Origin of the sequence: Granulicella mallensis (genome assembly GCF_014203225.1) — a bacterium.
Taxonomy (GTDB): Bacteria; Acidobacteriota; Terriglobia; order Terriglobales; family Acidobacteriaceae; genus Granulicella; species Granulicella mallensis_A.
Window position 1 is genome coordinate 1 of sequence record NZ_JACHIO010000008.1, and the last position, 24,200, is coordinate 24,200.

Consider the following 24,200-nt stretch of genomic DNA (forward strand, 5'->3'; position numbering starts at 1 on the left):
CAACACCTTGCGCCGAAGATCATCGCTATACGCTCGCGCCATCTCCTAACAATCACCCAAACCCAAACAATTGAAAAGTATCTAGATCTATACCCCAAAGTAAAATGGTCTAGGTTTGCTTGGATTGAAGAATCCAGCTCCGATTGCATAGTAGGCGAAGTTCCCCGCAAGTCCCATTTGAACGAAGGTTTAGCCTGATTGGCCCTTTTTGAAATCGATTGGGCCATTCGGTGCGACTATGGAAATGAACGTACCATATCGCCTTCCGATATTTGAGTCTAATAATGTGCTGTAAGTAGTTGCCATCAGCGCCCTTTGTTGCCGAATCACGCTGCCAAGCGTTGTCCCGTTTGGGAGAACGGTATTGCAGTTGATGGGTGTGTTACTTGGGGCTCGGAGTCGAATTCACGTCCGCAATATTCACATACTTGATTGACACGTTGTCGCTGTGGGACTGTTCTCCATTTATCTCATCTTTTGAGATAGTATTTCCTGCGCAAGAGATCTCGAGATGAAGTGGATCTTGCCATTTTAAAGTAATGCAATCATGATCTGTTGAGAAAATGACCGAAGGCCCATGTAAAGCGTACCTAAGTTCAACGGGCGAAAAAATATGGTCTCCCATAACTACAAAGATCTCGTCATTATTGAGCGCGTCATTATCTGAGCGCTTTGCGACCATCGCAAACCTACCCGAGGAAGATCGTTGGGTAGACAAAACACTGAAGTCGCCGTGGTCGAAATAACCATGAAAGAGCCCGTAAAGGGCGAATGCTAATACGATCACCGTTGTACAGGCAGCGATTAGTCCCATTCCTAAGGTCTTGTTCACGAATGGCATCCGGCTGCCCTCATCGCTTGCCCTTGTCGAATCTGAGCGTTATCTGCCGGGGTGTCAAACCCCGTTTTCGGCGTCCCCCTGAAATCTGGCCTTCCAGCCAGAGTCTGGGCTAGGCCTGCCGCAAACTGGCAAAAGGCCGTTCCGAAAGAACAGGTGACCCCGAAGCTGATGTTCCCAGCAGCTACCGCATTCGGAAGCGGTCCGAAGATTGAGTGATTTTGGGAAAGGCTCTTATCGTCTTGTGGACCGCCCGTACGCACAAGGGATGCATATCCAAGTAGCCCAAAAAGTGCGGATGCTTTGTTTGCACTGCTCATTCTCTTCCTTAATTGCGCCGGCCCCACTCCCGCTGATGCTAACGCGCTGTTATAGCAGGGGTCTTTACTTGGGGCGCCGGTAGAAGGCAGAGGTCTTGCGCCTTGGATAAAGCCAGGAACTAATGAAGTAGTCAGAGAGAAGACAGGAGTGCTAACGTGTACTTTCATGCAAAAGGTAGTGGCATCAGTCCCACATGGATTTACTGTAACAAGATTCGGGTCGAGAGCCCAACCTCCACCCGAACTGGTCTGCTCCTCGCCATCAAGTACAGTGAGACCAGATGGATCAACATTACTCAGCGGACTGTTCAACGCATATGCATATCTATTCAAGCTCTGGGGATTGGAAAAATCATAGCTTCCCATGTATGGGTCGGAACTGAACATGCGTCCCTGGATCGAGGAGTATTGGCGGAAGGTAGCGTGTTCGCTGGAAGTTTCGGAGTCATGGTCGAGCATAGCGAAATGGGTTTCGTTGGTATCAGCCCCGCTTGAAGTCAGTGCATCGCCGAACGGCAGCGAGGTAAAAGCGCTTTCCACCGAGCCGTTAAAGCTCGTATGCAGTCGCACTGTGCCGAGCCAGTCCTGATGCACGAAGTGGATATTCCCATCGGAGGATGACCAGTAGGCTACGGGCTGCGAGCCAGCGTAATACTGTGCCTGGTCAAGGTTCGTACTGTTGTCCTGCCAATTCGTTGAACGCCTACCTGCGATATCAAAGCCGTAGCGCTCTGTTATTCCATTGGCCATCACCTTCACACGATGATTCAGAGCGTCGTAGAAATATGTGGCTGTTGCCCCATTGTCGACGCTAATGACGTTGTTCTCGGCACCATACAGCACATTAGCGTTCGGTGTGACCGTTATCGCCGTCGGCGCATTATCAGGCCGGGGAAGCGTTGCAGCGTTTCCACTTGAATCGTAAGCCGTAACAGAGAATGTGTGCGTGCCAGGAGATACATTCCCTATTGAGGTGGTAAAGGTCCAACCGCTATGCAGATAGGCGGAATTATTGTATGCCGCAGCTACATCCGGTCTCTCTCCACCGAGCGTTGCGTTGCCCAGAGGAACGCCATCGAGCGATACAACCACCGAGGCAACCGGAGCACCATCTTGTGTGTCGGCAGCCCAGCCAGCCAAGATACGAAAGCCTCCGATAACAAGAGAAGGTCACAAAATGGAAGTTTCTTGTCTATTAATAGCGACAAGATCCTTTGGTATGTCACTCATCCTACAACCCACATCTCAAAAGCGAGATGTGGGGCACCCTTTTTGCTTCCGATTCAGACCTGGGCCACCCGCCTAGGGGCCTTATATCTGTTTCGTATATGCAACACAGGACTAAAACCGGCACGTGCAACACGTGAAGATTTTAAACGTTAGCATCCATATGTAACTGCCAAGTCTAACTACGTAACAGCACGCGTAATCTACGAAGACATGGATATAGTATTTTTTATCAACAGTATTAACGATTACGTGTAGAGCGCCTTTATTCGCCTGTCGATAGGCATAGCAACGGCCAGCCGTGATCTCTCTATCAGCTAAAGGTAGGTCGCTGATGCTAGGTATAGGAAAAGGTTGACGTACATCTCAAATGCATGAGAGTCTCGGCCTTAGCTGTTTCCGCCATAAATTGATTGCCTCATGTATGAATCCAGCAAATTAATGTAAGGACCTAGCATCATGCAGAACCTTGTCCTAAAGCAGGATTGCCGCAGATTTTTTTCGCTCCTCGCAATCACATGGGCGACTCTTGTCGCTCCGACCATGAGCGCCCAGGTAAGCGCAGCGCCACATACAGCTCTTAGTTCAGCTAGAACTTTGTCGGATGCTAAGACGGTCTCATTTGACGCGGTTTCGATCCGGCCGAGTGAGCACGATGGCCCAGATGAAGGTGGGGGCGGGGTGACGTCCTATGGATACACCGCAACTGGGATAGCGTTGCGGACGGTCATCATGTACGCCTACTATCCGCATCCGTACGGATATTGGAGAGATCGGCTTTTGAGTGTGCCGCCATGGATGGCGAAGGCTCGGTATGACATTAAGGCTAAGGTGGATGATGCCACTGAGAAGGAGTGGAAGGGCCTGTCCACTGCGCAACGGCGAGAGAGAGTAAAACCTATGTTGCGAGCAATGTTAGAAGACCGCTGCAAGCTCGCGCTGCATAGCACCACAACCGAAGCTCCAATCTATGCGCTGATGGTTGGCAGGCATGGGCCGAAACTAAAGATATCGAATCCTGGTGAGCTGCTTCCTGTAGGCCGTGTCAAGTTGCAGCTTGCTGCAACTGGGGAGGGACCCGGGGTAATCGTTCCATTTATCCCTGGCGAAAAGCAACAGGACCTCTTTTTCGGAACACCGATGGCGTCGTTGGCAGCGTTTATGTCGAACTTTTCTGACCGTCCTGTTTTGGATAGAACCGGCCTCACCGGTCAGTACGACTTTGTACTGTCGAAGCGGGAAAATTCGCCTCCTCCGACGGAGCATTCGAATGTATCGGCCAGTGATCCGGACCCCGCAAGTATTTTCGATGTGGAGGGGCTTGGCTTGGTGTTGAAACCCGCAAAGGGCTTGGCGGAAACGCTGGTGATCGATCACATCGAGCAGCCTTCAGAGAATTAGCGGTCAAACGATCGGAAATGAGAGCCACTTGCAAGATTGATTTGCAAGTGGCTCATAAGAGATTGGGCAACAAATACGCGCTGTCCAACCAGGAGTGCCCGTTACAGGCATCTCCTCGGAAACGTCACTCGATATTTTGAACTCGGATGTCAATTATTTACGCAACGCCACAACTGGAAACAGAGGAATAAAGAACCCCGCTCCCTCTCACTCAGATGTTTCCGCGTACGTGTGGGCTATCCACCGATAGATCGCCCTTTCAGGACTCATCTTCTTGTTGGGCATTGTTATCCGGGGTTTTACCCTGGGCTATGATGGCATCGCCTCTGCGGGGCTTAGTTTTGTGCCAAGTCTCCAAGGCGCATGTCATCCAACTGCAGGCGTCGCGTGATTGGATGACATGCCCTACAGAAGTAGGCTGGGACCAGGTTTCACCGTGCTTCGACGTGCTCAGCGTTTTCGACGCGGGCTACCTGCGGGGTCACCATGTTGCTGGTATCCTTCATCGCGGCGATCGCCTCGTCGTAGCGTCCGCGCAGGGAGTTTGCGCGGATCTCTGCCATCTCTTCCAGCATCTTCATGCCGTCCTTGAGATAGCTGATGCGGCTGCGCTCGTCGTGGCCCCAGGTTACGGGGACCTCCGAGATTCTGTACTTCAGCCTTTGAGCAATAAATAAGATCTCTGGATCGAAGCCCCAGCGTTCGATCGTCTGCAGACGGAAGATCGTCTGCGCGGCCTCGCGCTTGAAGGCCTTGAAGCCGCACTGCGTATCCTTGAACGGCAAGCCAATCGCCAGCCTCGTCACCGCGTTGAAGCAGCGTCCGAAGAACCGGCGATACAAGGGCTGATGCACCGTCTGTTTCTGCTTGTCGAGCCAGCGCGAGCCAATGGCTACATCCGCGCCCGCGTCGAGAGCCGCAAATAGCCGCTCCGCCTCTTCTATCGGTGAAGAGAGGTCGGCATCGGTAAACATCACGATGTCACCCGCGGCCTGGAGCAATCCATTGCGCACCGAGTAGCCCTTGCCGCGATTGCCCGGATTCTTTACCAGGTGCAGCCGGGAGTGCGTCTCCATCCAATGCTGCACGATCGCTACCGTCTCGTCGGTCGAGCCATCGTCGACGACCAGCACTTCGGCATCCCATCCGAGTTTCTGCACGCAACTCATCACGCGCTCGAGTGTGCCCTCGATGCGCGCGTGCTCGTTAAAAGCCGGGATGATGATGCTCAAAGCTGGATGCGCCACGTTGTCTCTCTGTCCTTCTTCGCCTGTCGGCTCCATTCGTGCTCTTTCCCAAGCCAGCAGCGGAGGAGACGCCGGAAATACGCGCCCAATCATACGCTATCCATTTGACGCTTTGATATCTCTATCGCTCCAAAATTATCGCAGCCATCAGGCCTTTTGTGCACTTCGGCTCGGTTATTCCCTATCTCCCTCCTTTCGCGCCCTGCTACACTCCACCTCATGCCGGAAGATTTTCCTCAACAGCCGCCGCCATCCGCTCCTTACACCCCTGGAAGCTATGCCCCGCCAGCAGGCCAGCCGGGCGACCCCGCTTTCTATGGACGCGCGGCCTATGGAGCTCCTCCACCGTATGGACGTCCTCCCGCTCTGCGCCGGTCCGGCTGGTTCTGGGTCGCACTGCTCGGGGGCATCGCAGCGGTCGTCATCATCGCGATCTGCGTTACTGTTGCGTCCCTGGCGAAATCCCTCGGCAGCGATTCCGACAGCGCCTCGAGCCTCGATTCCGACTCGATTGCGGTCATCGACGTCTCCGGCGTGATCCTCGACGCCGATAAGGTCGACAAGCAGCTCCAGAAGTTTGGGGACGACGACAACGTAAAGGCCATCATCCTGCATATCGACTCGCCCGGCGGCGGAGCGGCGGCCTCGCAGGAGATCTACCATGAGGTCCTGCGCATCCGGCAGGAGAAGCACAAGAAGATCGTCGCCTCCATCGAGAGCGTCGGCGCCTCCGGTGCGTACTATATTGCCTCTGCCTGCGACAAGATCTATGCCAACCCGGCTTCGGTCGTCGGCTCCGTCGGCGTCATTATGGAGTGGACCAACTACGGTGATCTGCTGCGCTGGGCCAAGATGAAGAACGTCGTCATCCATGCCGGCGAGCTCAAGGACGCCGGCGATCCGACCCGCGACCTTACCCCCAAGGAAGAGGCTTACTTCCAATCGCTGGTCGACAATATGTACGGCCAGTTCATCCATGACGTCGCCATCGGCCGCCATGTAGGCGATGACAAGATCAAGCCGCTGGCCACCGGCCAGGTCTGGACCGGCGAACAGGCGCTTCCCCTCGGGCTGATCGACGCCCAGGGCGGATTCCGGATTGCCCTCATCGATACGGCTCGTTCGGTGGGCATTAAGGATGAACCGCATATCGTCCGCCCCGCAAAAGAAAAGCATGGGCTGGCGGCTCTACTGAGCGACGGCACGGACGAGATCTTCCCAAATCCGTCGAAACTGCTCGATCGCGCTCCCGGTTTTTACTTTCTTTGGAAGTGATGGCATAAACTGAAACCGTCGGCGGGTTTCTGCCAGCCGGCACTTTCATTCCCGGAGTCCTTGCCATGACCAAAGCCGAACTCGTCGACCACGTCATAGCCCTCGGCGATCTGACCCGCCGCGATGGCGAGGTTATCGTCGATACACTCTTCGACTCGATTATTGGAGCCGTCAAATCGGGCGACAAGGTTGAAGTCCGCGGTTTTGGAAGCTTCCGGACGCGCCAGCGCAAGCCGCGCACCGGACGCAATCCGAAGACCGGGGCCTCTGTCTCGGTCCCCGCCAAGCGCGTCCCTTACTTCAAGCCGAGCAAGGACCTGCGCGACCTGATCAATCCAGGAGAGACGAAACCTGTCAGGGCTGCAAAGGCTCAGGAGCCTCACCAGCCTATCGATCCCCACCATCCGCCCGCAATGTAGTTGCGTTGCGCGGCCAGGATCATGAGCGGGCGGCGAAAGTACGTGGAGCCGTGCGTTTAAAGTAAGCGGTAACGCTCAAATTTTCCAGGCAGCACCATCACTCCTCATCACAGTAGGGCAAGCCCTTTGCTATTCTGTCAGCCCCATGCAAATGAGACTGCTCGCTGCCATTTCGCTCTTCGCATTCCTCACTCTGGCCGGATGCAGCAGTGCCCCTATCATTCCTCATGGAACATCCACTCCTCCACCGGTAGTCACTCCACCACCACCACCGCCACCTCCTCCGCCACCTCCTCCGCCGCCACCACCGCCACCGCCACCGCCACCGCCACCGCCGCCGCCGCCGCCTCCATCAGGATCCGGAGTCGGTTTTACCGGCAAGGTCCAAGGGCGTCAGCAGGCGATCGTTGGGGCTTCGGTGCAACTTTACGCGGCGGGCACTTCGGGAAATGGTTCTACCCCACAGGCGTTGCTGTCCGGCGCGGTCACGACTGACGCAACCGGCGGCTTTACCGTGCCGTCCGGGTACACCTGCCCTTCCTCAACCGCTACCACTTATTTACTGGCAGAAGGCGGCCAGGTCGCAGGCGCCTCTTCGGCAAACTCCGATTTGTGGCTGATGGCTCCGATCGGCGCCTGTGGAGATATCACAGCATCGACCACAGCCGTTCTGAACGAGGTGACAACCGTGGCCTCGGCCTGGGCGCTGTCGCAATTTCTCGCGCCCGAAGGCAATCTAGGCGCGACCTCCACCAATGCCCTGGGCCTGGCCAATGCCGTTATCGTTGCGAATAACCTGGTCAATATCGCCACGGGAACCTCACCAGGAGCAGCGGTGCCTGCCAACGTTACGGTTTCCACCGCGAAGCTGAATACGCTGGCTGATGCACTCGCATCGTGCACCACCTCGGCAGGAGAGACAGCCTGCGCAGCGCTGCTCTCCGCTGCGACTCCAACAGGCGGAACTGCCCCCAGCAATACGCTGGACGCGGCGCTCAATATCGCACGCCACCCAGCCAGCAACGTGGGCAGCATCTATACGCTGGCACAGGCGAATGCCATCTTTCCATCCTTGGCCGCCGCTCCGCCGGACTGGCTGCTCTACATGACGATTACCGGGGGAGGCCTTGCCCAGACTCCAGAAGCCATCGCCATCGATTCCGACGGGAATGTCTGGGTATCGACGTACTTTGGTGCGGTTGCGAAGTTTTCGCCGGACGGAACACCTGACGCTGCGTCAGGCTTCACAGGTTACGGCATCAACGAGTCTTACGCCATGGCCCTGGATGCCACTGGCAACGTATGGATCGCCAACCGCGAAACAACACCAAACAACGGTTCCGGCGATGTTACCGAACTTACCTCCTCGGGTTTGTCACTCTCCGGCACAAGCGGCTTTATTGCCGGCGGCATCGATTTTCCCCAAGCCATCGCTACCGATCCGACGGGGAATGTATGGGTAGCAAACGCCGGCGACTCTACTGTCACCCTGCTCAATAACAGCGGGGTGGCTCTCGCTTCCTCGATTGGCGCCGGTTCGGGATTGATCTCGGAACCCGAGGCTATTGCCGTGGACTCCGCCCGTAACGCCTGGATTGGCAACACTGGCGCTGGCCCGACGATCACTCGAATCTCTCCTGACGGCTCCCAGATGATGAACATCACCTGCTGCGACCATCCCGTGGGAATCGCTATCGACCAGAAAGATAATGTTTGGACGGCGAACTTTCTCGACGACAGCATCAGCTTGATTACGAACTCCTCTGCAGCGAGCCCCAGCGTCAACAACTTCACGGACAAGCATAGCGGGCTCTACTCTCCTAATGGCATCGCCGTGGATGGTGCAGGGAACGTATGGGTGACCAACTATTATCAGGACCCCGGCTCTCTCACCGAGCTTGCGGGCGCCACTGCCTCCGTACCCGGCGCGTTTCTATCGCCACCGGATGCTGGTTTCGGAAGCGATGCTTCCATGCTGGATCCCTACGGCATTGCAATCGATGCCAGCGGAAACCTCTGGGTCTCCAATAGCGGAGACTTCTCGGTGACCCAGTTCGTCGGCGCAGCGGTTCCGGTTAAGACTCCCCTGGTCGGACCGTCGCAACTTCCCTGACCAGCCCTTCTCTTGACGTTTGGGTGGCACTAGAAGCAGATTCCCCTTCGGGAATGACAACAAGAAAAGCAAGAGCAAAGGCAAGGGCTTTGCCGTACACTCGAACCCATATGCCCCCCGCGATCGCCGCCCACTCCCTTACTCGCAGCTTCGACGGAGGATTCACCGCCGTCGACCGCATCGATCTGGCCGTTGAGCCAGGACAGTTCTTCGGCTTCCTCGGACCCAACGGCGCGGGCAAGTCGACCACCATCAAGATGCTTACGGGACTGCTGGCGCCGACCTCTGGCAGCATTCAGATCCTGGGCGAAGACATGCTGAACAATCCGGTCGAGGTTAAACGCCACATCGGCGTCGTGCCCGAAGGCATGGCGCTCTTCGGCAAGCTCACCGCAACCGAGTACCTGCACTTCGTCGGCCGTATGTACGGGCTCGACAAGCAGGTAACGCAGCAGCGGACCGCCGAGTTGCTGGAGTTCATGGGGCTGGCCAACGAGCAGAAGAAGCTCCTCACCGACTACTCGCATGGCATGGGTAAGAAGCTCGCCCTGGCCGCCGCCGTCATTCATGGCCCCAAGGTGCTGTTCCTGGACGAACCCTTCGAGGGCGTCGACGCCATCGCCGCGGGGACGCTGAAGAGCATGCTGCAGGGCATGATCGCACGGGGCGCGACGATCTTCCTTACCTCGCATGTGCTGGAGATCGTCGAGCGGCTCTGCTCGCACATCGCCATCATCGATAAAGGCCATATCGTCGCCAAAGGCTCGCTGGATGAGTTGCGTGCCGGCGTTCAGGCGCGCCTGGCGCATGGTGAAGTCGCCGATCCCAATGCCAAGCTCACGCTCGAACAGATCTTTATCAATGTAGTCGGCGGCGAATCGGGCGCCACTCATCCCGAGCAGGAGCTGCAATGGCTGGGGTAGGCCTCACTCCCAACGACGGACGCTGGACTGCCGCGCAGACTCGCGCCCAGTTCGCCGCTATCGCGCAGTTGCGCTGGCGCATCACGGTGAATGCCTTCCGGCGCAAGGGCGGAGCGGGCGAGATGATCGCCCGCATCATCACCTATCCCCTCTTCGCGGGGTTCGCGTTCGGTCCCACCATTCTTGTGGGCATCGGCGCGTATTACTTCGCGCTCAACGGTCATCTCGACCACATCTCCTGGCTGTTGTGGGGGACTTTTGTCCTCTGCCAGTTGCTCAACATCAATCTTGGACAGCCCGGAACGACCTTCGACCCGACGCAGCTCATTCGCTTCCCACTGAGCCTGGGTAACTACGTCGCTGTCCGCCTGTTCTTCGGCCTGCTGACCCCGGCCAACGTGATCGGCTCGCTGATGGCCCTGGCGGTCGCCATCGGAGCCACCGTCGCCCTTCCCGCGCTCTGGTTTTATGCGCTGCTGTCTCTGGCGATCTTTGCGGCAGCCAACGCGCTCTTCTCGCGGATGGTCTTTGCCTGGGTCGATCGCTGGCTCTCGACGCGACGCGCGAGAGAGATCTTTACCGGGCTGATCTTCTTCTTTTCGCTGGGCTTTCAGTATCTAAACTTCACCTTTAATCCCGCCTATAATCACCATCATCAGACCAACGCAGTCTCCGCAGCTCGCCTGAATGCCGGGATCAACTTCTACCACCATGCCCTGCCATTCCTGGCCGCACTTCCACCCGGGCTGACCGGCTCCTCACTCGTCGCCGCCCATCGCGGACAACCGCTCGCTTTTCTCGGATTCACACTCGGATGCGCTGCCTTCGCCGCAGCCTTCTTCGCAGTCTTCGCGTTACGCATGCGCACGGAGTTCCGTGGCGAAGACCTCAGCGACCAGGCCAATGCCGTCTCGCACAAAGCCAAGTCGCCGGCAAAGTCAATCGCCGCTGCGCCTGCGTCTTCTCCAGCACAGCCAGAGAGCCGTTTTCTGGGGCTCTCTTCGGTGACCACAGCCGTACTCGGCAAAGAGCTGCTCTACGTTCGCCGCAATACGGGCATCTTCTATAGCCTGGTGGCGCCGGTCGTCATGGTCTTCCTCTTCGCCGGCAGGCTGGCGACGCACAGCAATGCTACCTGGCTCTTTCCCGCAGCCATGGCCTATACCCTGCTGGGTGTCGCCCCGCTGGCGTATAACTCGTTCGGCCTCGAAGCCGCGGGCTCACAGTTCTACTTCATGGCTCCGGTACGTTTGCGCGATGTGTTCTTCGCCAAGAACCTGATGAACTTCCTTCTTGCCTTTGTCGAGATTGCCGCTGTTTTTATCATTATTACGGTGATCGCCAGGATGCCCTCCCTGCTGAATGCCGCCAGCGGGCTGCTGTGGGCTGCGGCCACTCTGCTGTTCAGCACGACGCTGGGCAATCGCCGCTCGATCACAGCTCCCAAAAAGATCACGGTCGCCAAGATGGGGTCCGGGAAGCAGGCGTCACCCCTGAGCGCGCTCATCAGCATGGGCCTGTTGATGGGATCGGCAGGAATCGGTGCTGGATTGCTGTTTCTGGGGATCTTCTTCGGAATGCCCTGGTTGCCCTTGCCGATCTTTGCGGTACTCGCGGGCGTCGCGGTGTTCGTCTATGTACGCAGCCTGGATTCCATCGATAGGTTTGCCCTGGCGCATCGCGATGAGCTGTTTGAAGAGCTCTGCAAGAAGTAGCGGTAGTGCTCCTGTGTGGTCGAGGCGGGTGGGCTCTGTAGAGCGGAGAGCGAAGGGGAGTTGAGCGGAGAGGGGTTGGGATCGCTTCGAGAGGTCGTTGCGGAAGCTATATCACCCCGATGACGTTCAGCATGCGGCCCGTAAATCCGTGTTCGCTACGGTGAGAGAAGTATTTCCGACGGCCATCGCTCAGCCGCGTGCAAGCCGTGCATTCGCCAACGAGGCTGATCTTCCCGGTCGCAACGCCCGCATCGAGCAACTGCCTTCGATTGGCCTCAAACAGATCGAGATGAATCTGCGAGCCAACTTCGGAAAAGAGCTCCGGCGCATAGGAGAATTCGTTCTCAAACGCTGATCGAACCTCTGGACCTACCTCAAAACAGCAGGGACCAATCGCCGGACCGATTGCCGCAATAAGATCACTGGAACGCGAACCATACCGGAGCTTCATCGCCGCAATGCCCTGTTCTACGATGCGTGCCAGCGTTCCTCGCCAGCCTGCATGGAACGCCGCAACTACCCGGGCCTGCGTATCTGCCACCAGTACCGGCGTGCAGTCCGCGGTCTGTATTCCGAGTAGCACGTCTTTGAGATTGGTGATCAGGCCGTCGCCCTGCAGGGTCGCCTTGCCTTCTTCCGTAGCCAGCGGGCCATGGCCGGCCTCTACCGCGCAGACCACGTTGCCGTGGATCTGGCGAATCGTGACCAGTTCCAGGGAACGATCCCCCGTGACGGCACTCGCAAATCTTCTACGGTTGTCGGCTACCGTCTCCGGATTGTCCTCAGGCGTCCAGCCAAGGTTCAGCTCTCCTTCACCGTAGGGACTGGAGCCGCCGCCCTGCCGGGTGCTGAACCCCGCATGCAGCCATGGAAACATCGCCCACTCTTCGATCCTGACGACACCGGGAGTCTGCTCGAAACCTGCCATCTGGCCATTCTACCCAGCCCCTTAAAGAATCTGGGCCCGCTTTCCGGCGGGCCCGAGAGAGGCATAGGGGGAGGGAGAAACTGAGGAATCGTTGGAAGAGCCCAAAAACGGGCGAATGTGGAATCAACTTCGGTGGGACAGAATGGAATTGCCTCTCAGTTACTGGATTAGACGTGCAAGTTTCAAAATGGACGCACAGTTTAGTAAATAAAATTACAAATCTTTTCATGAAGACTTTCACCCATTCCAACAGCCTTCTTTTCAAGCAATTCCGAGACAGTAAAGAAACGTTCGCGCCGTTCCCGCGTCTAATCTGTCGATTGGCCCATAGCCGGCAGGTTTTTTCCACCATGGACCGGCCAAAGTCACATTAAACCCCTTGCATTTGAAAGGTTTCCGGGTTACGATACCGCGATTGCCTGCATGACAACTGCCAACCAAATCGCCTCCCATCTCCTCCGCTCCCGCATCGGCAAGATCTGTGTTGCCGTTACCGGAGCGACGCCGGACGAACTCATAGAAAAGGCTACAAACGTCCTAAAAGAGACGACCTTTCTGGAATTTCGCCTCGATTACCTGCCAAAACCCATGGCCGCACTTCCGCTTCTTAAAGAGTTCCTTGCGGAAAATGGCGCCGCCACGGTGATCGCCACCTGCCGATGTAAAGAGAATGGCGGACGCTTCGAAGGTTCGAATACCGGTGCACTCGACGTTTTATTGAAGGCTGCTGAAAGCGGATTTCAACTTGTCGACATCGAACTCGAAGCCATCGAGAAGCTTCCCAAGACGACGATGGATCGCCTGCGCGAAGCCGGTGCCGCCGTCATCATCAGCCACCATGACTTTCACGGGACCAAAGACCTCGATGCCGTTTACAACCGCATCGAACCCTTCGCGCCCGACTTCGTCAAGGTCGTTCCGACCGCCAAGTCCCTCTCTGACAACCTGACGCTGATGCGCTTCCTGGAGCGCATGGAAGACCGTTCGAAGTCCAGCATCGTCGGCATCTGCATGGGCGAGGCGGGCATTATCTCGCGTGTTCTCGGACTGCGGGCGGGTTCGGCCTTTACCTTTGCCGCGGCTAATGCGGGTGAAGAGACGGCTCCCGGTCAGATCGCTGCGCGTACCCTCATCGAGGACTACCGCATCGACCAGGTAGACGCCGCGACCAAGGTCTACGGCGTAGCCGGAAACCCGATCCGCTCCTCGCTCTCTCCCCTGATGATGAACACGGCCTTCCGTCGCGAGACGGTGAATGCGGTCTATCTTGCCCTGCAAGCGACCAAGGTCGACGACCTCTTCAAGCTTGTGCGGGAGATTCCGATCCAGGGTCTCAGCGTCACCATGCCGCTGAAGGAAGCCATCATGCCTTTGCTGGAGCGCACAGACCCGCTCTCAGCCAAGATCGGCGCCGTCAACACGGTTCTTCGAGCACAGGACGGCAAGTTCTACGGCTTCAATACCGACGTTGCTGGAATCGTCGGCCCCCTGGAGCGGCGCTTGAGCCTCAAGGGCGCAAAAGTGCTCGTTCTGGGCGCAGGCGGTGCGGCACGGGCTGCCGTCTTCGGTTGCCGCGACAAGGGCGCTGAGGTCTGGATCCTGAATCGCACCCCCGAGACGGCACAGAAGCTCGCCCGTCAGGCCGGAGCCAAGACCATCAAACGCGACGCCGTCGCCAAGATGGGCTTTGACGTGATCATCAATGCGACGCCGGTGGGCATGACCGGGCAAAAAGCGGCTCCGCTGCTCCAGCCCGAAGATCTTGTCGCCCGTATCGTCTTCGATCTGGTCTACAACCCCATCGAGACCCCGCTGCTGCGCCTGGCGCGGCAGAAGGGCCTGACGGCTATCTCCGGAGTGGAGATGTTCGTGCAGCAGGGAGCACGCCAGTTCGAGATATGGACTGGCAAGCCCGCACCCGAGGAAGAGATGCTGCGTGTCGTTCTGCACGCTCTGCGCCAATCCGCAGAGGCTGCAGGGGAGACCGCCGCACCGCAGACCACCGCAACTCCTGAACCGGAAGCGAAGGCAACGCCCAAGGCTCCCGCAAAGGCTGCGGAGGCGCCAGCGAAAGCCGTCGCGAGCACTCCGGCAAAGACTGCCGCCAAGGCACCGGTAAAAGCATCCGCAAAGACCGTGGCCAAGCCAGCCGCAAAACCGGCAGCGAAAACAGCAACCAAGGCCAAGCCGAAGGGTAAGTAACGCCCTTCGGCCTGGCAGCCGCTTGTAGGCAAGGGCGGGCCATTCAACTGTGCTCCAGGCGAAGTCGGTTGGTGCAGTTAGCTTGCTGAGATACGAATCGGAAGGGCACGGTTTCAACCGTGCCGCAAAAGTGGGCACAATTCCCTCTTTCCACTCTGCCGAAGGCTGAGCGGAGGCGTAGCCGGAGCGACTGAATTGCTTTCCTGAATCCCGCCAAGGCTGTACAAGGCTCACAGGGATGTATTCATAACGGGGGGACGGGGTTCGCCACGATTAAAGAAGGCAATTCAGTCGTTGCGGCTGCGCCTCCACTCCGGCGTTACCACCCTGTGAGCAAAAGCGGCTCACAGGGGCCCGGTTCTTCGGCAGAAAGGTATGGCCTTTGGCCTGCTATTTATGGCATGGCTGAAGCCATGCCATAAACGAAACAGTGGCGCAGCAAGCGAATTGCACAGTTCGGCCTCACGCCAAGGGTAGTTTGGTGACACGCCGTAAAGATCTTTCGTTTCAAATGACATCTGTAGCAGAATCATCGCGATAGCCGTCATCTTTTCTGCCTTGTCACTCGTCCAAGGAGTTGTTGAGTCTTTGCTCCTGCCGCTTCTGAAAGTCAAACCTTGTCTCCCTGGAGACTATAACTACAACTACCAGGCAGACGATTAGGCAGACTGCATCTACTACATAACATTTCATCGCCCTGCGTTACACTAACCCTCCGCTGGTGCAACGATCCGGCAAGCCACACGTCTCTCCCCAGGTCTTCCTGCTGCTTGCCGCAGGCGATCACGAGAGGAAGAATGGAAAGGAACAAGTCTGAGGATGCGATCGGCCAATGCGGTACGCTGCCCTATAGCCTGCACATCTGCGCTCCTGCTGCTCTTTGGGCTGGCCGGCTGCAAACATAACGAACCTGACCACACGGCCCAGGAGGCTCCTGTCGCCCAGCCCCAGGTGGTCGATGTAGGAAGCAACGATATTGTCCGGGTAGAGAATCCCGGCCGGTTCCCCCTTCAGTCGTCGGTAGCGCGGCCGGTTGTCAGCACGCTCGAGGTCACAGGCTCCGTCAGTCCGGATGTCTCGCGCGAGATTCCTGTCCTCTCCCTGGCCAATGGCCGCGTAGCTGCCCTGCATGTGGGCCTTGGCGACACCGTCCACAAAGGCCAACTGGTGATGGACGTCCAAAGCCCGGATGTGGCAACGGCCTTCAACGCCTATCTAAAGGCCGTCAACGACGAGCACCTGACCATGATTACCCTGGAGCGCGACAAGCTCCTGTACGACAAGGGAGCGATTCCCCAGACCCAGCTTGAGGGTGCCCAGAACGGTGAGGACGACGCCAAGGCCAACCTTGTCGCCGCGGAACAGCAGTTGAAGATCCTCGGAGTCGACAAGGATCATCCCGGCGATATGGTGAAGGTCTACGCGCCCGCCACGGGTATCATCATCGCGCAGAACGTCACCGCGGCCGGTGCCGCGGGCATTACCTTTGCCGGAGCGGCAGGCTCGTTGACCATCGCCGACCTCTCGCACGTCTGGGTGATCTGCGATGTCTATGAGAATGACCTGGCCAATGTGCACCTCGGCCAGCACGCCGATATCCGGCTGAACGCGTTCCCCGGCAAGGTATTCTCCGGCACCATCAGCGATATTGGAGCGCAGCTCGATCCGAGCCTGCGCACGGCAAAGGTGAGAATCCAGGTGCCGAACCCCGGCAATCAATTGCGTCTCGGCATGTTCGCCACGGCGTCGATCCTGGGTTCGCGGCCCGTCGACAAGACAGCAGTGCCTGCGGAAGCGATCCTGCAACTGCACGACCGCTCCTATGTCTTCGAGCCTGAGGCAAATGGCACCTTCAAGCGGGTGCAGGTAAAAATCGGACGGACTCTCGAGGGCAATCTGATCGAGGTGCAGTCGGGTCTGAACGTCGGACAGCAGGTAGTGCTGCATGCGCTTGACCTGCAGAATACGGCAGACCAGCAATGATCAAGCGTGTGGTTGATTTTGCGCTGAACAATCGCTTCATCATCCTCATCGCCGCCGTGCTGCTTTTTGGCTGGGGAGCGATCTCATTCCATAACCTCCCCGTCGAGGCCTATCCCGACGTCGCCAATAACTACGTCAGCATCATCACGCAATGGCCCGGCCGCTCCGCTGAAGACGTGGAGCAGCAGGTCACCGTGCCGCTGGAGATCGGCATGGCGGGCATTCCGCACATGGCCCACCTGCGCTCGACCACCCTGGCCGGGATCTCCAGCATCATGATGATCTTCGACGATGAGAGCGCGGACGACTGGAACCGCGAGAAGGTTCTGGAAAGGCTCTCCCAGGTCACGCTTCCAACCGGTCTTCAGCCGCAGATCGGAACCGACTGGAGCCCCGTCGGGCAGATCTACTGGTACACCCTGAAGAGCACGAACCCCGAATACGACGACATGGCCCTGAAGGGCCTGGAAGACTGGCAGCTCGAAAAGCAGTTCCGCAGCGTGCCCGGTGTCGTCGATGTCTCGAGCTTTGGCGGCATCACCCGCGAGTACCAGGTAACTGTCGATCCGGAAAAGCTGATCGCCTACGGCCTGACCATCGCGCAGGTGCAGCAGCAGCTCGCCGCCAACAACGTCAACACCGGCGGCAGCTTCATCGAACAAGGCCAGCAGCAGATTAACGTGCAGGAGGTTGGTCTCTTTACCAACGTGCACGATATCGAGCAGACGGTGCTCAAGGCGTCCAACGGCACCGCGCTGCGCGTCAGCGATGTAGCGACCGTCGCGCAGGGGCCGAAGATTCGCCTCGGCCAGATCGGCAAGACCTATCGCAGCGTCGATGGCAAGCTCATCAACGACGGCGACGCGGTGGAGGGCGTTCTTCTGCTCCAGAAGGGCGAAAACTCCGACGCTACGCTCGCGCGTATCCACGAGAAGGTAAAGGAGCTCAACGAGCGCATCCTGCCAAAGGGTGTGACGATCGTTCCCTTCCTCGACAGAAGCACGCTGCTCAAGCTGACGACCACCACGGTTCTGGACAACCTGACCAAGGGCATCCTCCTGGTCGTGATCATCCTGTTCTTCTTCCTCGGCAATCTGCGCGGCGCGCTGATCGTCGCCATTACCATTCCGTTCGCGCTGCTGTTCGCTTCGATCTGCCTCGATCTCAACCACATTCCGGCCAACCTGCTTAGTCTGGGTGCGCTGGACTTCGGCATGGTCGTGGACGGCGCCGTGGTGATGATCGAAAACATCGTCCGCCACCTGAGCCATAAGCGCCAGCCGGACAAAACTCCGATCCAGATCATTCGCGAGGCCGCCCACGAAGTACAGCGCCCTGTCTTCTACGCCATCGCGATCATCATCACGACCTACCTGCCGATCTTCACCCTGCAATCGGTGGAGGGCCGCCTGTTCAAGCCGATGGCCTGGACGGTCGCCTTCGCGCTGCTGGGTGCACTGATCTTCTCGATGATTCTCGCGCCGGTGCTCGCGAGCTTCCTCTTCCCCAAGGGCACGACCGAATGGGAAAATCCGGTGATGCACTGGCTTACCAAGCGGTATCGCCACGATGCCACCTGGGCCATCGAGCATAAGACTGTTCCCATCGTTGCAGGACTCGCGCTGCTGGGCCTGGGGGCGTTTCTTATGTTCAGCGGCGCCATCGGTTCAGAGTTCCTGCCGCATCTCGACGAAGGCGCCATCTGGGTGCGCGGATCGCTGGCACCCAGCACAGGCCCCACGGAGAGCCGCACCATCGCCGATAGAGCCAGGGTTGAGCTGGCGGCCTTCCCTGAGGTTACCCAGGTAGTTAGCCAGATCGGCCGGCCGGATGACGGCTCCGATACTACCGGCTTCTTCAACACGGAGTACTTCGTCGACCTGAAACCCAAGGACGAGTGGCGCCCGGTCTTCCATAAGAACAAGGAAGAGCTGATCGCGGCGATGGACCGCGAACTGGAGAAGATGCCCGGCGTCATCTGGAACTTCTCACAGCCCATCTCGGACAACGTGGAAGAGGCTGTCAGCGGCGTCAAGGGCGAGCTCGCCGTGAAGCTCTACGGCACCGACCTGAAGACGCTGGAACAGAAAGGCGACCAGATCGTCCAGGTGATGGGCTCGGTTCCCGGCGTCGCCGATCTCGGACTCTTCCGGGTCATCGGCCAGCCGAACCTGAACTACGTCGTGGATAGGCAGGCAGCGGCACGTTACGGCATCAACGTCGCCGACATCCAGAATGCAATCGAAGGCGCCGTAGGTGGCACCCTCGGAGGAGCCCCTGTCACGCAGGTGCTGGATGGCGAAGCCCGCTACGATGTGATGGTTCGCTATAGCCAGAAGTATCGGGCGACTCCCGAAGCCATCGGCGACATTCGCCTGCTCGCTCCCTCCGGCGAGCGCGTTTCGCTTTCGCAGCTCACGCAGCCCAAGGTGACCGACGGCGCGGAGGAGATCTACCGCGAGGGCGGCAGCCGCTACGTGGCCATCAAGTACAGCGTTCGCAACCGTGACCTTGGCAGCACGGTGGAAGAGGCGATCGCGAAGGTCAACAAACAGGTCTCCCTGCCGCCCGGCTACAAGCTGGATTGGGCTGGTGAGTATGAGAGCCAGAAGCGCAGCTCGCGGCGCCTGATGCTCGTCCTGCCGATCACCGTCATGGTCATCTTCATGATCCTGTATGGCATGTTCGGCTCGTTCAAGTGGGCGATGCTGGTGATCTGCAACGTCATGATCGCCCCGGTTGGCGGCATGGTCGCGCTGTACCTGACGCATACGCACTTCAGCGTGTCGTCGGGAGTCGGCTTCCTTGCCCTGTTCGGCGTCTCGGTGCAGACCGGCATCATCATGCTGGAGTACATCAACCAGATGCGCGTCAATGGGCACCCGGTCGAAGAGGCCGCGGTCGAAGGGGCAGTGCTGAGGCTTCGCCCCATCGTGATGACGATGCTGGTCGCCATGCTGGGCCTGCTCCCAGCAGCGCTCTCGCACGGCATTGGATCGGACTCACAGCGGCCCTTCGCTATCGTCATCGTCGGCGGCCTGATGGGCGCGCTGCTGTTCGGCATCTTCATTCTGCCCTGCCTGTATGTCTGGCTGGCGCGCAGCACGGATATTCTTCCCAGACCAGACTACGAGTTCGAGAATTGAGGACCTTCGTCATGTTTAAAACTCAATCCGTCCTCCCGATTCTCGCCGGCGTTCTCGTACTCCAGGTGACACAGAGGCCTGCACTGTTTGCGCAGACACCTCAGAGCCCTGCCGCCGCTTACGCAGCGGGAACCGCTCCTACCCCTGATCCGCGCAGACCGCCTGTTTCACGTCCGGGAGCCTATACCCTGGCCCAGATACTCGATCTGGCTCGCTCCAAGAACCCCACGCTGCTGGCCGCCGAACAGAACCTGCGCGCGGTCCGCGCCCAGGAGTTGCAGGCCGGCGTACGCGTGAATCCCTCGCTAACGGCGAACGGAACCGACGTCACCGAAGGGGCGAGCGCCGTCACGCCCTACAACTACACGGTGCAGGTCTCACGCCTCTTCGAGCGTGGCGACAAACGCCACTGGCGCCTCGACGATGCCCGTGCCACCACAGCCCAGACGCAGGCACAGCTGAACGACACCATTCGCCAGACGAATCTGGCCGTCAAACAGGCCTTTACGCACATGCTGATCGCGAAGGAGGCCCTGGAACTGGCGAGCGCCAGCCTGAAGGACTTTCGCCACGAGGTAGACATCGCCTCCGACCGCTACAAAGCAGGCGATCTGGGCAAGCTCGACTACGAGCGCCTCGATCTGCAGTTGGGCAGCCTCGAAAGCGATGAGTCGAACGACATCGTCAATCTGCGCCAGGCCAGCGACCAGTTGCAAACGCTAATCGGCATAGCCACCCCGGGAGCGGACTTCGACGTGACCGGAGACATTATTCCGCCCCTCGTTACGCAGACTCAGGAAGCGCTCGTACAGGCAGGCCTGGACAATCGCCCGGACTATGCAGCGGCTAAGTTTGCGGTGACGGCAGCGGAAGCAAACGCCCGGCTGGCGGTAGCAAACGGCACCACCGACCCGACCCTGGAGGCGGAGTACGACCGCAGCGGAACGGAAAACTCCGCTGGCTTCTCCGTCAACATTCCGTTGCGCATCTTCGATCGCAATCAGGGCAACAAGGAGACGGCGCGCTTTCAGGCGACGGGTTCGCAGTTCGCGCAGACTGCGGCTCGCAACCAGGTGGTCTCCGATATCGACCAGGCCTGGATTGGCTATACGCAGGCCAAGCGCCTCTCCGACCGCTTCGGAGAGCACTACCTCGATGAGTCGCACGACGTGCTCAGCATCGCACAGTTCGCCTTTGAACACGGGGGCATTGCGCTGATCGATTACCTCGATGCACTGCGCGATGCGAGGTCCTCCACGAACGACGCTCTCAACGCGTATCAGCAGACCTGGCTGGCGATTCATCAGTTGAGTGCGGCGAGCGCTACGGAAGTGGTGCCGTAAAGATTCGTGCAGGACGGTAGTGCTTTGAGTCTCGAGATACGAGAGGTGAGTTTCGAGATGTTTTGCTCGTATCTCCGATCTCGTATCTCGTGGCTCAAAGCTGTTATCCCTTTTGAATCCAGCCTCGCAGGGCTTCCATACTTACCTCGCGGCCAAGAAACGCCTGTACCAGCTCCCGAGCAGGCTTTGATCCGCCGGGCTCCAGCACCTGCCGCCGATAACGCATAGCCGTATCGCCAGCCAGCACATCGCCCTTGCCGTCCTTTGCGAACTCGGCGAAGAACTCCAGCGCCATCACCTTGTCGTAGAGATAGGTGTAGTAGTTCGAGGTGTAGCCGACGAGATGCGTGAACGCCGCATACATGCGGTTGCCGTCGACGAACTCGTAGCGGCTGAAGCGGTCGTAGCCTTCGCGCAGCAGCACATCGAGATCGAGCTCCGCAGCGCGGCGGTCGTGTGTCTCCATCGAGTAGGTCGCGTACATCACCTGCGCCAGCGTGCTCAAAGCCCGGCCATGCGCGCTGGCCTTGGTCATGCGGGTGACGGTCTCATAGGGAATCGGCTCGCCCGTCTCGTAGTGCTTCGCAAACGTCCGCAGCAGGTCGGCGTCTTCGAAGAACTCTTCGAGCATCTGTGAGGGCACTTCGACGAAGTCTCCCTCGGTCGCGATGCCGCTCTGCCCTGCCCAGCGCTGCCGTCCGCCAAGGACCTCGTGCATCAGGTGGCCGAACTCATGGAAGTACGTCCCGACGTCGGAGTACTGCAACAAGCCTGGGTCGTTGTCCTTTGGTTGGGGGAAGTTGCACACCAGCGAGGCTTCAGGAACCTGCGCACCGAGCACGCCGCCGACCAGCGAGCACTCGCTGAACCACTTGCTCTTGCCTTCGCGCGGATGCATGTCGAGGTAGATGCGTCCGACGGTCTCACCCTTGTGCGCCGAGGAGCTGTCGTCGTCAAGCACGTCGAATGCTTTGACGGCGGCGTCCCACACTGGGGCATTCGAGACCCGCTCGAAGCGCACGCGGAAGAGCTTGCCAGCCGTCGCAAGGATGCCGGCCTCGACCTGTTCGTACGGGAAGTAAGGCCGCACGCTTTGAGAGTCGAAGTCGTAGTTCGCGCGGCGGAACTGTTCCTCCCAGAAGCGTGCATCGCTCAACGTAAGAGGCAACGCTTTAGGATCGCGCGCACGGACAAATGCCTCCAATTCGACGAACTCATTCTCCCCTGTCTCTCGTGCGGCTTCTTCTACTTCGCCGAGAAACTTCCGCATGTTCGCCGCCGAGCCCATCATCTGGTCAACCGTCGCGATGTCCGCCCAGCTGCGAAAGCCGAGCAGCTCGGCCATCTCTTCGCGTGCGGCGAGCAGATCCAGCAGCACCTGTTTGTTGGCCGGATAGCCACGGTCGTTATAGGCAAGGTACATCCTGCGCCGCAGCTCAGGGTTGATCGCATAGCTCATCACCGGCGACATCTCCGGCGGGTCGGTCGTGAGCACCACGGGCGCGTCGGCCTTCAGTTCAACGCCGTTCTCGCGGATGCCGTGCCGTGCCAGGTAGTCGGCTGGCAGCCCGAGTAGCTGGTTCGGATCGTCGACGGAGATCTTGCGGACGTCGTCCTGCACCGTGCGGCTGAAGCTCATACTCAGTTCAGTCATGCGTTCCGAGAGGGCGCGCACCTTCTCGCGGGTCGCCTCGTCGCGATCTACGCCGGCGAGCCGGTAGCCGAGCAGCGTGCGCTCCAGGTAATAACGGGTTGCCTCGTCCTCAGCGCTGGCATCGACGGCCTCAAGCGCACGGTAGACCGCCTGGTTCAGGCTGAGTTCGACTCCTGCAGCGCTGACCGTCTGCGACAGCTCCTGCGCGGCGTCCCGGACAGCGGCGGCAGGATGCACCATGAACATCACACCGGTCTGGCTTCCGGCCATGCGCAAGTGCCACTGCGCCTTATCGTAGAGCGCCAGCGTATTTTCGACGGTGCGAGTTCCTTCGACAGCCAGTAGCTCGGCTACTTTCTCTCGCGAGGCCGCCAGATGCATCTCCGTCCATTGCTTTGCGGTATCGGCCGTTCCGCCGCCATTCCATAGATGTAATGTGTCCATGTTGCTTCGTTCCTTCCAGCCGCCGTGGAGAGCGGCATCTCTGCATGATCGCATTTCCTGCGATCTGGTTCAGATGCAGCCGAGCCAACAGACGGACCATACCCGTAAAATAAGACAGCCATGCGCTACCTTATCGTTCTGCTCGCCATCGCCGGAATCATCGACTCCTCCCTCGCGCTTCGCATCCACTACCAGGATCCCAGCCAGGCGCCGCCATGCGCAGTCACGGAACGGTTCGACTGCGGCGCGGTCAATCACTCGCGCTTCGCGGTCTTTCCGCCGAGCAGCTTCGATGAGGACCCTGCTTCGAAGAAGGTCCATGTTCCCGTGGCGCTCTTCGGCATCATTGGCTATGCGTTGATTGCCGTTCTGGCGCTCGCCAACCGCCCGTGGCTCACCCTGCAGGCCGCCGAGATCGGCTTCGCCTTTGCCGCCTTCCTCAGCTTCATGGAGGCCTACATCATCGAGAAATGGTGTATCTACTGCCTGTGGTCCCAGGGCATCATCACGGCGATTCTGCTCTGTGCCATCGTTGCGCTCATCCTGCAGCGCAGGAACAAACAGCAATTTGGCAACATAGCTACGCAATAGGCACGGGATCACGGCTACAATCCGTAGCATGTGGCCCAAAGCTTTTGCACAACTGATCGAGCTCGCTCCGCACATCTCCCGGCTGATTCCCGTAGCCGACCGCTTCTTCCAGAGCAAATCGGCCAGTGAGGAGACTCACAGGCGCGCCATGGAAGCGCTGGCCGATGGCCTCCGCAGCGACATCGGCCAGGCGACAGCCGCCCATGAAAGTCTTTACCGCCAGTTCAACGATCAGAACGAGAAGCTGGCAGGCATCTCCACGGAAGTGCGCGCAGCAAAAGCGGCCATAGTGGCTTCAGAGGCGCGGATCATCCAGCTTGAAAAGTCCTTGAAGAGCAACACCGAGATGCTTATCGGCGTGTTGGCCATCAATGTGGCGCTTCTGGTGATCTCCCTGTACTTCATACTGCACCACTAAGGACGATGCCCTT

19 protein-coding genes are annotated in these 24,200 nt (G+C 58.8%); 13 read left to right on the forward strand and 6 right to left on the reverse strand.

Going from position 1 to position 24,200, the window contains the following annotated elements:
• A partial coding sequence (locus HDF15_RS25520) for a hypothetical protein (RefSeq protein WP_221314370.1) occupies positions 1-198 on the forward strand: 198 nt, incomplete at its 5' end.
• A 184-nt stretch (positions 199-382) separates the two neighbouring features.
• Here HDF15_RS25520 and HDF15_RS10450 read toward each other — a convergent pair.
• Both HDF15_RS10450 and HDF15_RS10455 read right to left on the reverse strand, forming a co-directional pair.
• Positions 383-832, reverse strand: a complete 450-nt coding sequence (locus tag HDF15_RS10450) for a hypothetical protein (protein WP_184255287.1) — start codon at positions 830-832, stop codon at positions 383-385.
• Positions 829-2,298 carry an RHS repeat domain-containing protein gene (locus tag HDF15_RS10455; RefSeq protein ID WP_184255289.1) on the reverse strand — a complete coding sequence of 490 codons (1,470 nt, stop codon included), beginning with the start codon at positions 2,296-2,298 and terminating at the stop codon, positions 829-831. Before HDF15_RS10455 ends, HDF15_RS10450 begins: the two co-directional genes overlap by 4 nt.
• A gap of 630 nt (positions 2,299-2,928) precedes the next feature.
• Here HDF15_RS10455 and HDF15_RS10460 point away from each other — a divergent pair.
• Positions 2,929-3,786: a TIGR03435 family protein gene (locus tag HDF15_RS10460; RefSeq protein ID WP_260331013.1), complete on the forward strand. Its 858-nt coding sequence runs from the start codon at positions 2,929-2,931 to the stop codon at positions 3,784-3,786.
• Between the two features lie 431 nt (positions 3,787-4,217).
• Here the strand turns inward: HDF15_RS10460 and HDF15_RS10465 are convergent, their stop codons facing one another.
• Positions 4,218-5,069: a dolichyl-phosphate beta-glucosyltransferase gene (locus HDF15_RS10465; protein ID WP_221314371.1), complete on the reverse strand. Its 852-nt coding sequence runs from the start codon at positions 5,067-5,069 to the stop codon at positions 4,218-4,220.
• 183 nt (positions 5,070-5,252) lie between these two features.
• Between HDF15_RS10465 and sppA the strand changes: the two genes are divergently transcribed.
• Both sppA and HDF15_RS10475 read left to right on the forward strand, forming a co-directional pair.
• The gene (gene sppA / locus HDF15_RS10470; protein WP_184255293.1) at positions 5,253-6,308 is read left to right on the forward strand and encodes a signal peptide peptidase SppA; all 1,056 of its coding nucleotides are present in this window, start codon (positions 5,253-5,255) and stop codon (positions 6,306-6,308) included.
• A gap of 65 nt (positions 6,309-6,373) precedes the next feature.
• Positions 6,374-6,727, forward strand: coding sequence for an HU family DNA-binding protein (locus HDF15_RS10475; RefSeq protein ID WP_184255295.1), 354 nt, complete (start codon positions 6,374-6,376; stop codon positions 6,725-6,727).
• Between the two features lie 225 nt (positions 6,728-6,952).
• Here HDF15_RS10475 and HDF15_RS10480 read toward each other — a convergent pair whose 3' ends face one another.
• Positions 6,953-7,108: a hypothetical protein gene (locus HDF15_RS10480; RefSeq protein WP_184255297.1), complete on the reverse strand. Its 156-nt coding sequence runs from the start codon at positions 7,106-7,108 to the stop codon at positions 6,953-6,955.
• A gap of 37 nt (positions 7,109-7,145) precedes the next feature.
• Here HDF15_RS10480 and HDF15_RS10485 point away from each other — a divergent pair, with 37 nt between their 5' ends.
• From HDF15_RS10485 to HDF15_RS10495, 3 genes are all read left to right on the forward strand, one after another.
• Positions 7,146-8,840 (forward strand): NHL repeat-containing protein, encoded by a 1,695-nt coding sequence (locus tag HDF15_RS10485; protein WP_184255299.1) that lies wholly within the window; start codon positions 7,146-7,148, stop codon positions 8,838-8,840.
• 110 nt (positions 8,841-8,950) lie between these two features.
• Positions 8,951-9,763, forward strand: a complete 813-nt coding sequence (locus HDF15_RS10490; RefSeq protein ID WP_184255301.1) for an ABC transporter ATP-binding protein — start codon at positions 8,951-8,953, stop codon at positions 9,761-9,763.
• The gene (locus HDF15_RS10495) at positions 9,751-11,478 is read left to right on the forward strand and encodes a hypothetical protein (RefSeq protein WP_184255303.1); all 1,728 of its coding nucleotides are present in this window, start codon (positions 9,751-9,753) and stop codon (positions 11,476-11,478) included. Before HDF15_RS10490 ends, HDF15_RS10495 begins: the two co-directional genes overlap by 13 nt.
• Before the next feature lie 106 nt (positions 11,479-11,584).
• On the opposite strand, the gene pgeF is transcribed toward HDF15_RS10495, so the two are convergent.
• Complete coding sequence (gene pgeF / locus HDF15_RS10500) at positions 11,585-12,406, reverse strand: peptidoglycan editing factor PgeF (RefSeq protein WP_184255305.1); 822 nt, start codon at positions 12,404-12,406, stop codon at positions 11,585-11,587.
• A gap of 423 nt (positions 12,407-12,829) precedes the next feature.
• Here pgeF and aroE point away from each other — a divergent pair, with 423 nt between their 5' ends.
• The 4 genes from aroE (at position 12,830) to HDF15_RS10520 (ending at position 21,080) form a co-directional block, all read left to right on the forward strand.
• On the forward strand, positions 12,830-14,608 hold the full coding sequence (gene aroE / locus HDF15_RS10505; RefSeq protein ID WP_184255306.1) for a shikimate dehydrogenase: 1,779 nt from the start codon (positions 12,830-12,832) through the stop codon (positions 14,606-14,608).
• A gap of 819 nt (positions 14,609-15,427) precedes the next feature.
• Positions 15,428-16,591, forward strand: coding sequence for an efflux RND transporter periplasmic adaptor subunit (locus tag HDF15_RS10510; RefSeq protein WP_184255308.1), 1,164 nt, complete (start codon positions 15,428-15,430; stop codon positions 16,589-16,591).
• Entirely contained in the window at positions 16,588-19,737 is a 3,150-nt protein-coding gene (locus tag HDF15_RS10515; protein ID WP_184255310.1) for an efflux RND transporter permease subunit, read from the forward strand. Before HDF15_RS10510 ends, HDF15_RS10515 begins: the two co-directional genes overlap by 4 nt.
• 11 nt (positions 19,738-19,748) lie before the next feature.
• A complete protein-coding gene (locus HDF15_RS10520) occupies positions 19,749-21,080 on the forward strand; it encodes a TolC family protein (RefSeq protein WP_184255312.1) in 1,332 nt (443 codons plus the stop codon).
• Between the two features lie 103 nt (positions 21,081-21,183).
• Here the strand turns inward: HDF15_RS10520 and HDF15_RS10525 are convergent, their stop codons facing one another.
• On the reverse strand, positions 21,184-23,178 hold the full coding sequence (locus tag HDF15_RS10525; protein WP_184255314.1) for a M3 family metallopeptidase: 1,995 nt from the start codon (positions 23,176-23,178) through the stop codon (positions 21,184-21,186).
• 120 nt (positions 23,179-23,298) lie between these two features.
• Between HDF15_RS10525 and HDF15_RS10530 the strand changes: the two genes are divergently transcribed.
• Both HDF15_RS10530 and HDF15_RS10535 read left to right on the forward strand, forming a co-directional pair.
• Positions 23,299-23,769: a vitamin K epoxide reductase family protein gene (locus tag HDF15_RS10530; RefSeq protein ID WP_014267395.1), complete on the forward strand. Its 471-nt coding sequence runs from the start codon at positions 23,299-23,301 to the stop codon at positions 23,767-23,769.
• A 28-nt stretch (positions 23,770-23,797) separates the two neighbouring features.
• Positions 23,798-24,187: a hypothetical protein gene (locus HDF15_RS10535; protein WP_184255316.1), complete on the forward strand. Its 390-nt coding sequence runs from the start codon at positions 23,798-23,800 to the stop codon at positions 24,185-24,187.
• Positions 24,188-24,200 lie beyond the last annotated feature (13 nt).

Excerpts from the sequence above, each read along its gene's own strand:
- HDF15_RS10510 (WP_184255308.1), top strand. The coding sequence starts at position 15,428 with ATGCGATCGGCCAATGCGGTACGCTGCCCTATAGCCTGCACATCTGCG.
- pgeF (WP_184255305.1), bottom strand. The coding sequence starts at position 12,406 with ATGGCAGGTTTCGAGCAGACTCCCGGTGTCGTCAGGATCGAAGAGTGG.
- HDF15_RS10495 (WP_184255303.1), top strand. The coding sequence starts at position 9,751 with ATGGCTGGGGTAGGCCTCACTCCCAACGACGGACGCTGGACTGCCGCG.
- sppA (WP_184255293.1), top strand. The coding sequence starts at position 5,253 with ATGCCGGAAGATTTTCCTCAACAGCCGCCGCCATCCGCTCCTTACACC.
- aroE (WP_184255306.1), top strand. The coding sequence starts at position 12,830 with ATGACAACTGCCAACCAAATCGCCTCCCATCTCCTCCGCTCCCGCATC.
- HDF15_RS10465 (WP_221314371.1), bottom strand. The coding sequence starts at position 5,069 with ATGGAGCCGACAGGCGAAGAAGGACAGAGAGACAACGTGGCGCATCCA.
- HDF15_RS10530 (WP_014267395.1), top strand. The coding sequence starts at position 23,299 with ATGCGCTACCTTATCGTTCTGCTCGCCATCGCCGGAATCATCGACTCC.
- HDF15_RS10525 (WP_184255314.1), bottom strand. The coding sequence starts at position 23,178 with ATGGACACATTACATCTATGGAATGGCGGCGGAACGGCCGATACCGCA.
- HDF15_RS10535 (WP_184255316.1), top strand. The coding sequence starts at position 23,798 with ATGTGGCCCAAAGCTTTTGCACAACTGATCGAGCTCGCTCCGCACATC.
- HDF15_RS10460 (WP_260331013.1), top strand. The coding sequence starts at position 2,929 with ATGAGCGCCCAGGTAAGCGCAGCGCCACATACAGCTCTTAGTTCAGCT.
- HDF15_RS10475 (WP_184255295.1), top strand. The coding sequence starts at position 6,374 with ATGACCAAAGCCGAACTCGTCGACCACGTCATAGCCCTCGGCGATCTG.
- HDF15_RS10515 (WP_184255310.1), top strand. The coding sequence starts at position 16,588 with ATGATCAAGCGTGTGGTTGATTTTGCGCTGAACAATCGCTTCATCATC.
- HDF15_RS10520 (WP_184255312.1), top strand. The coding sequence starts at position 19,749 with ATGTTTAAAACTCAATCCGTCCTCCCGATTCTCGCCGGCGTTCTCGTA.
- HDF15_RS10490 (WP_184255301.1), top strand. The coding sequence starts at position 8,951 with ATGCCCCCCGCGATCGCCGCCCACTCCCTTACTCGCAGCTTCGACGGA.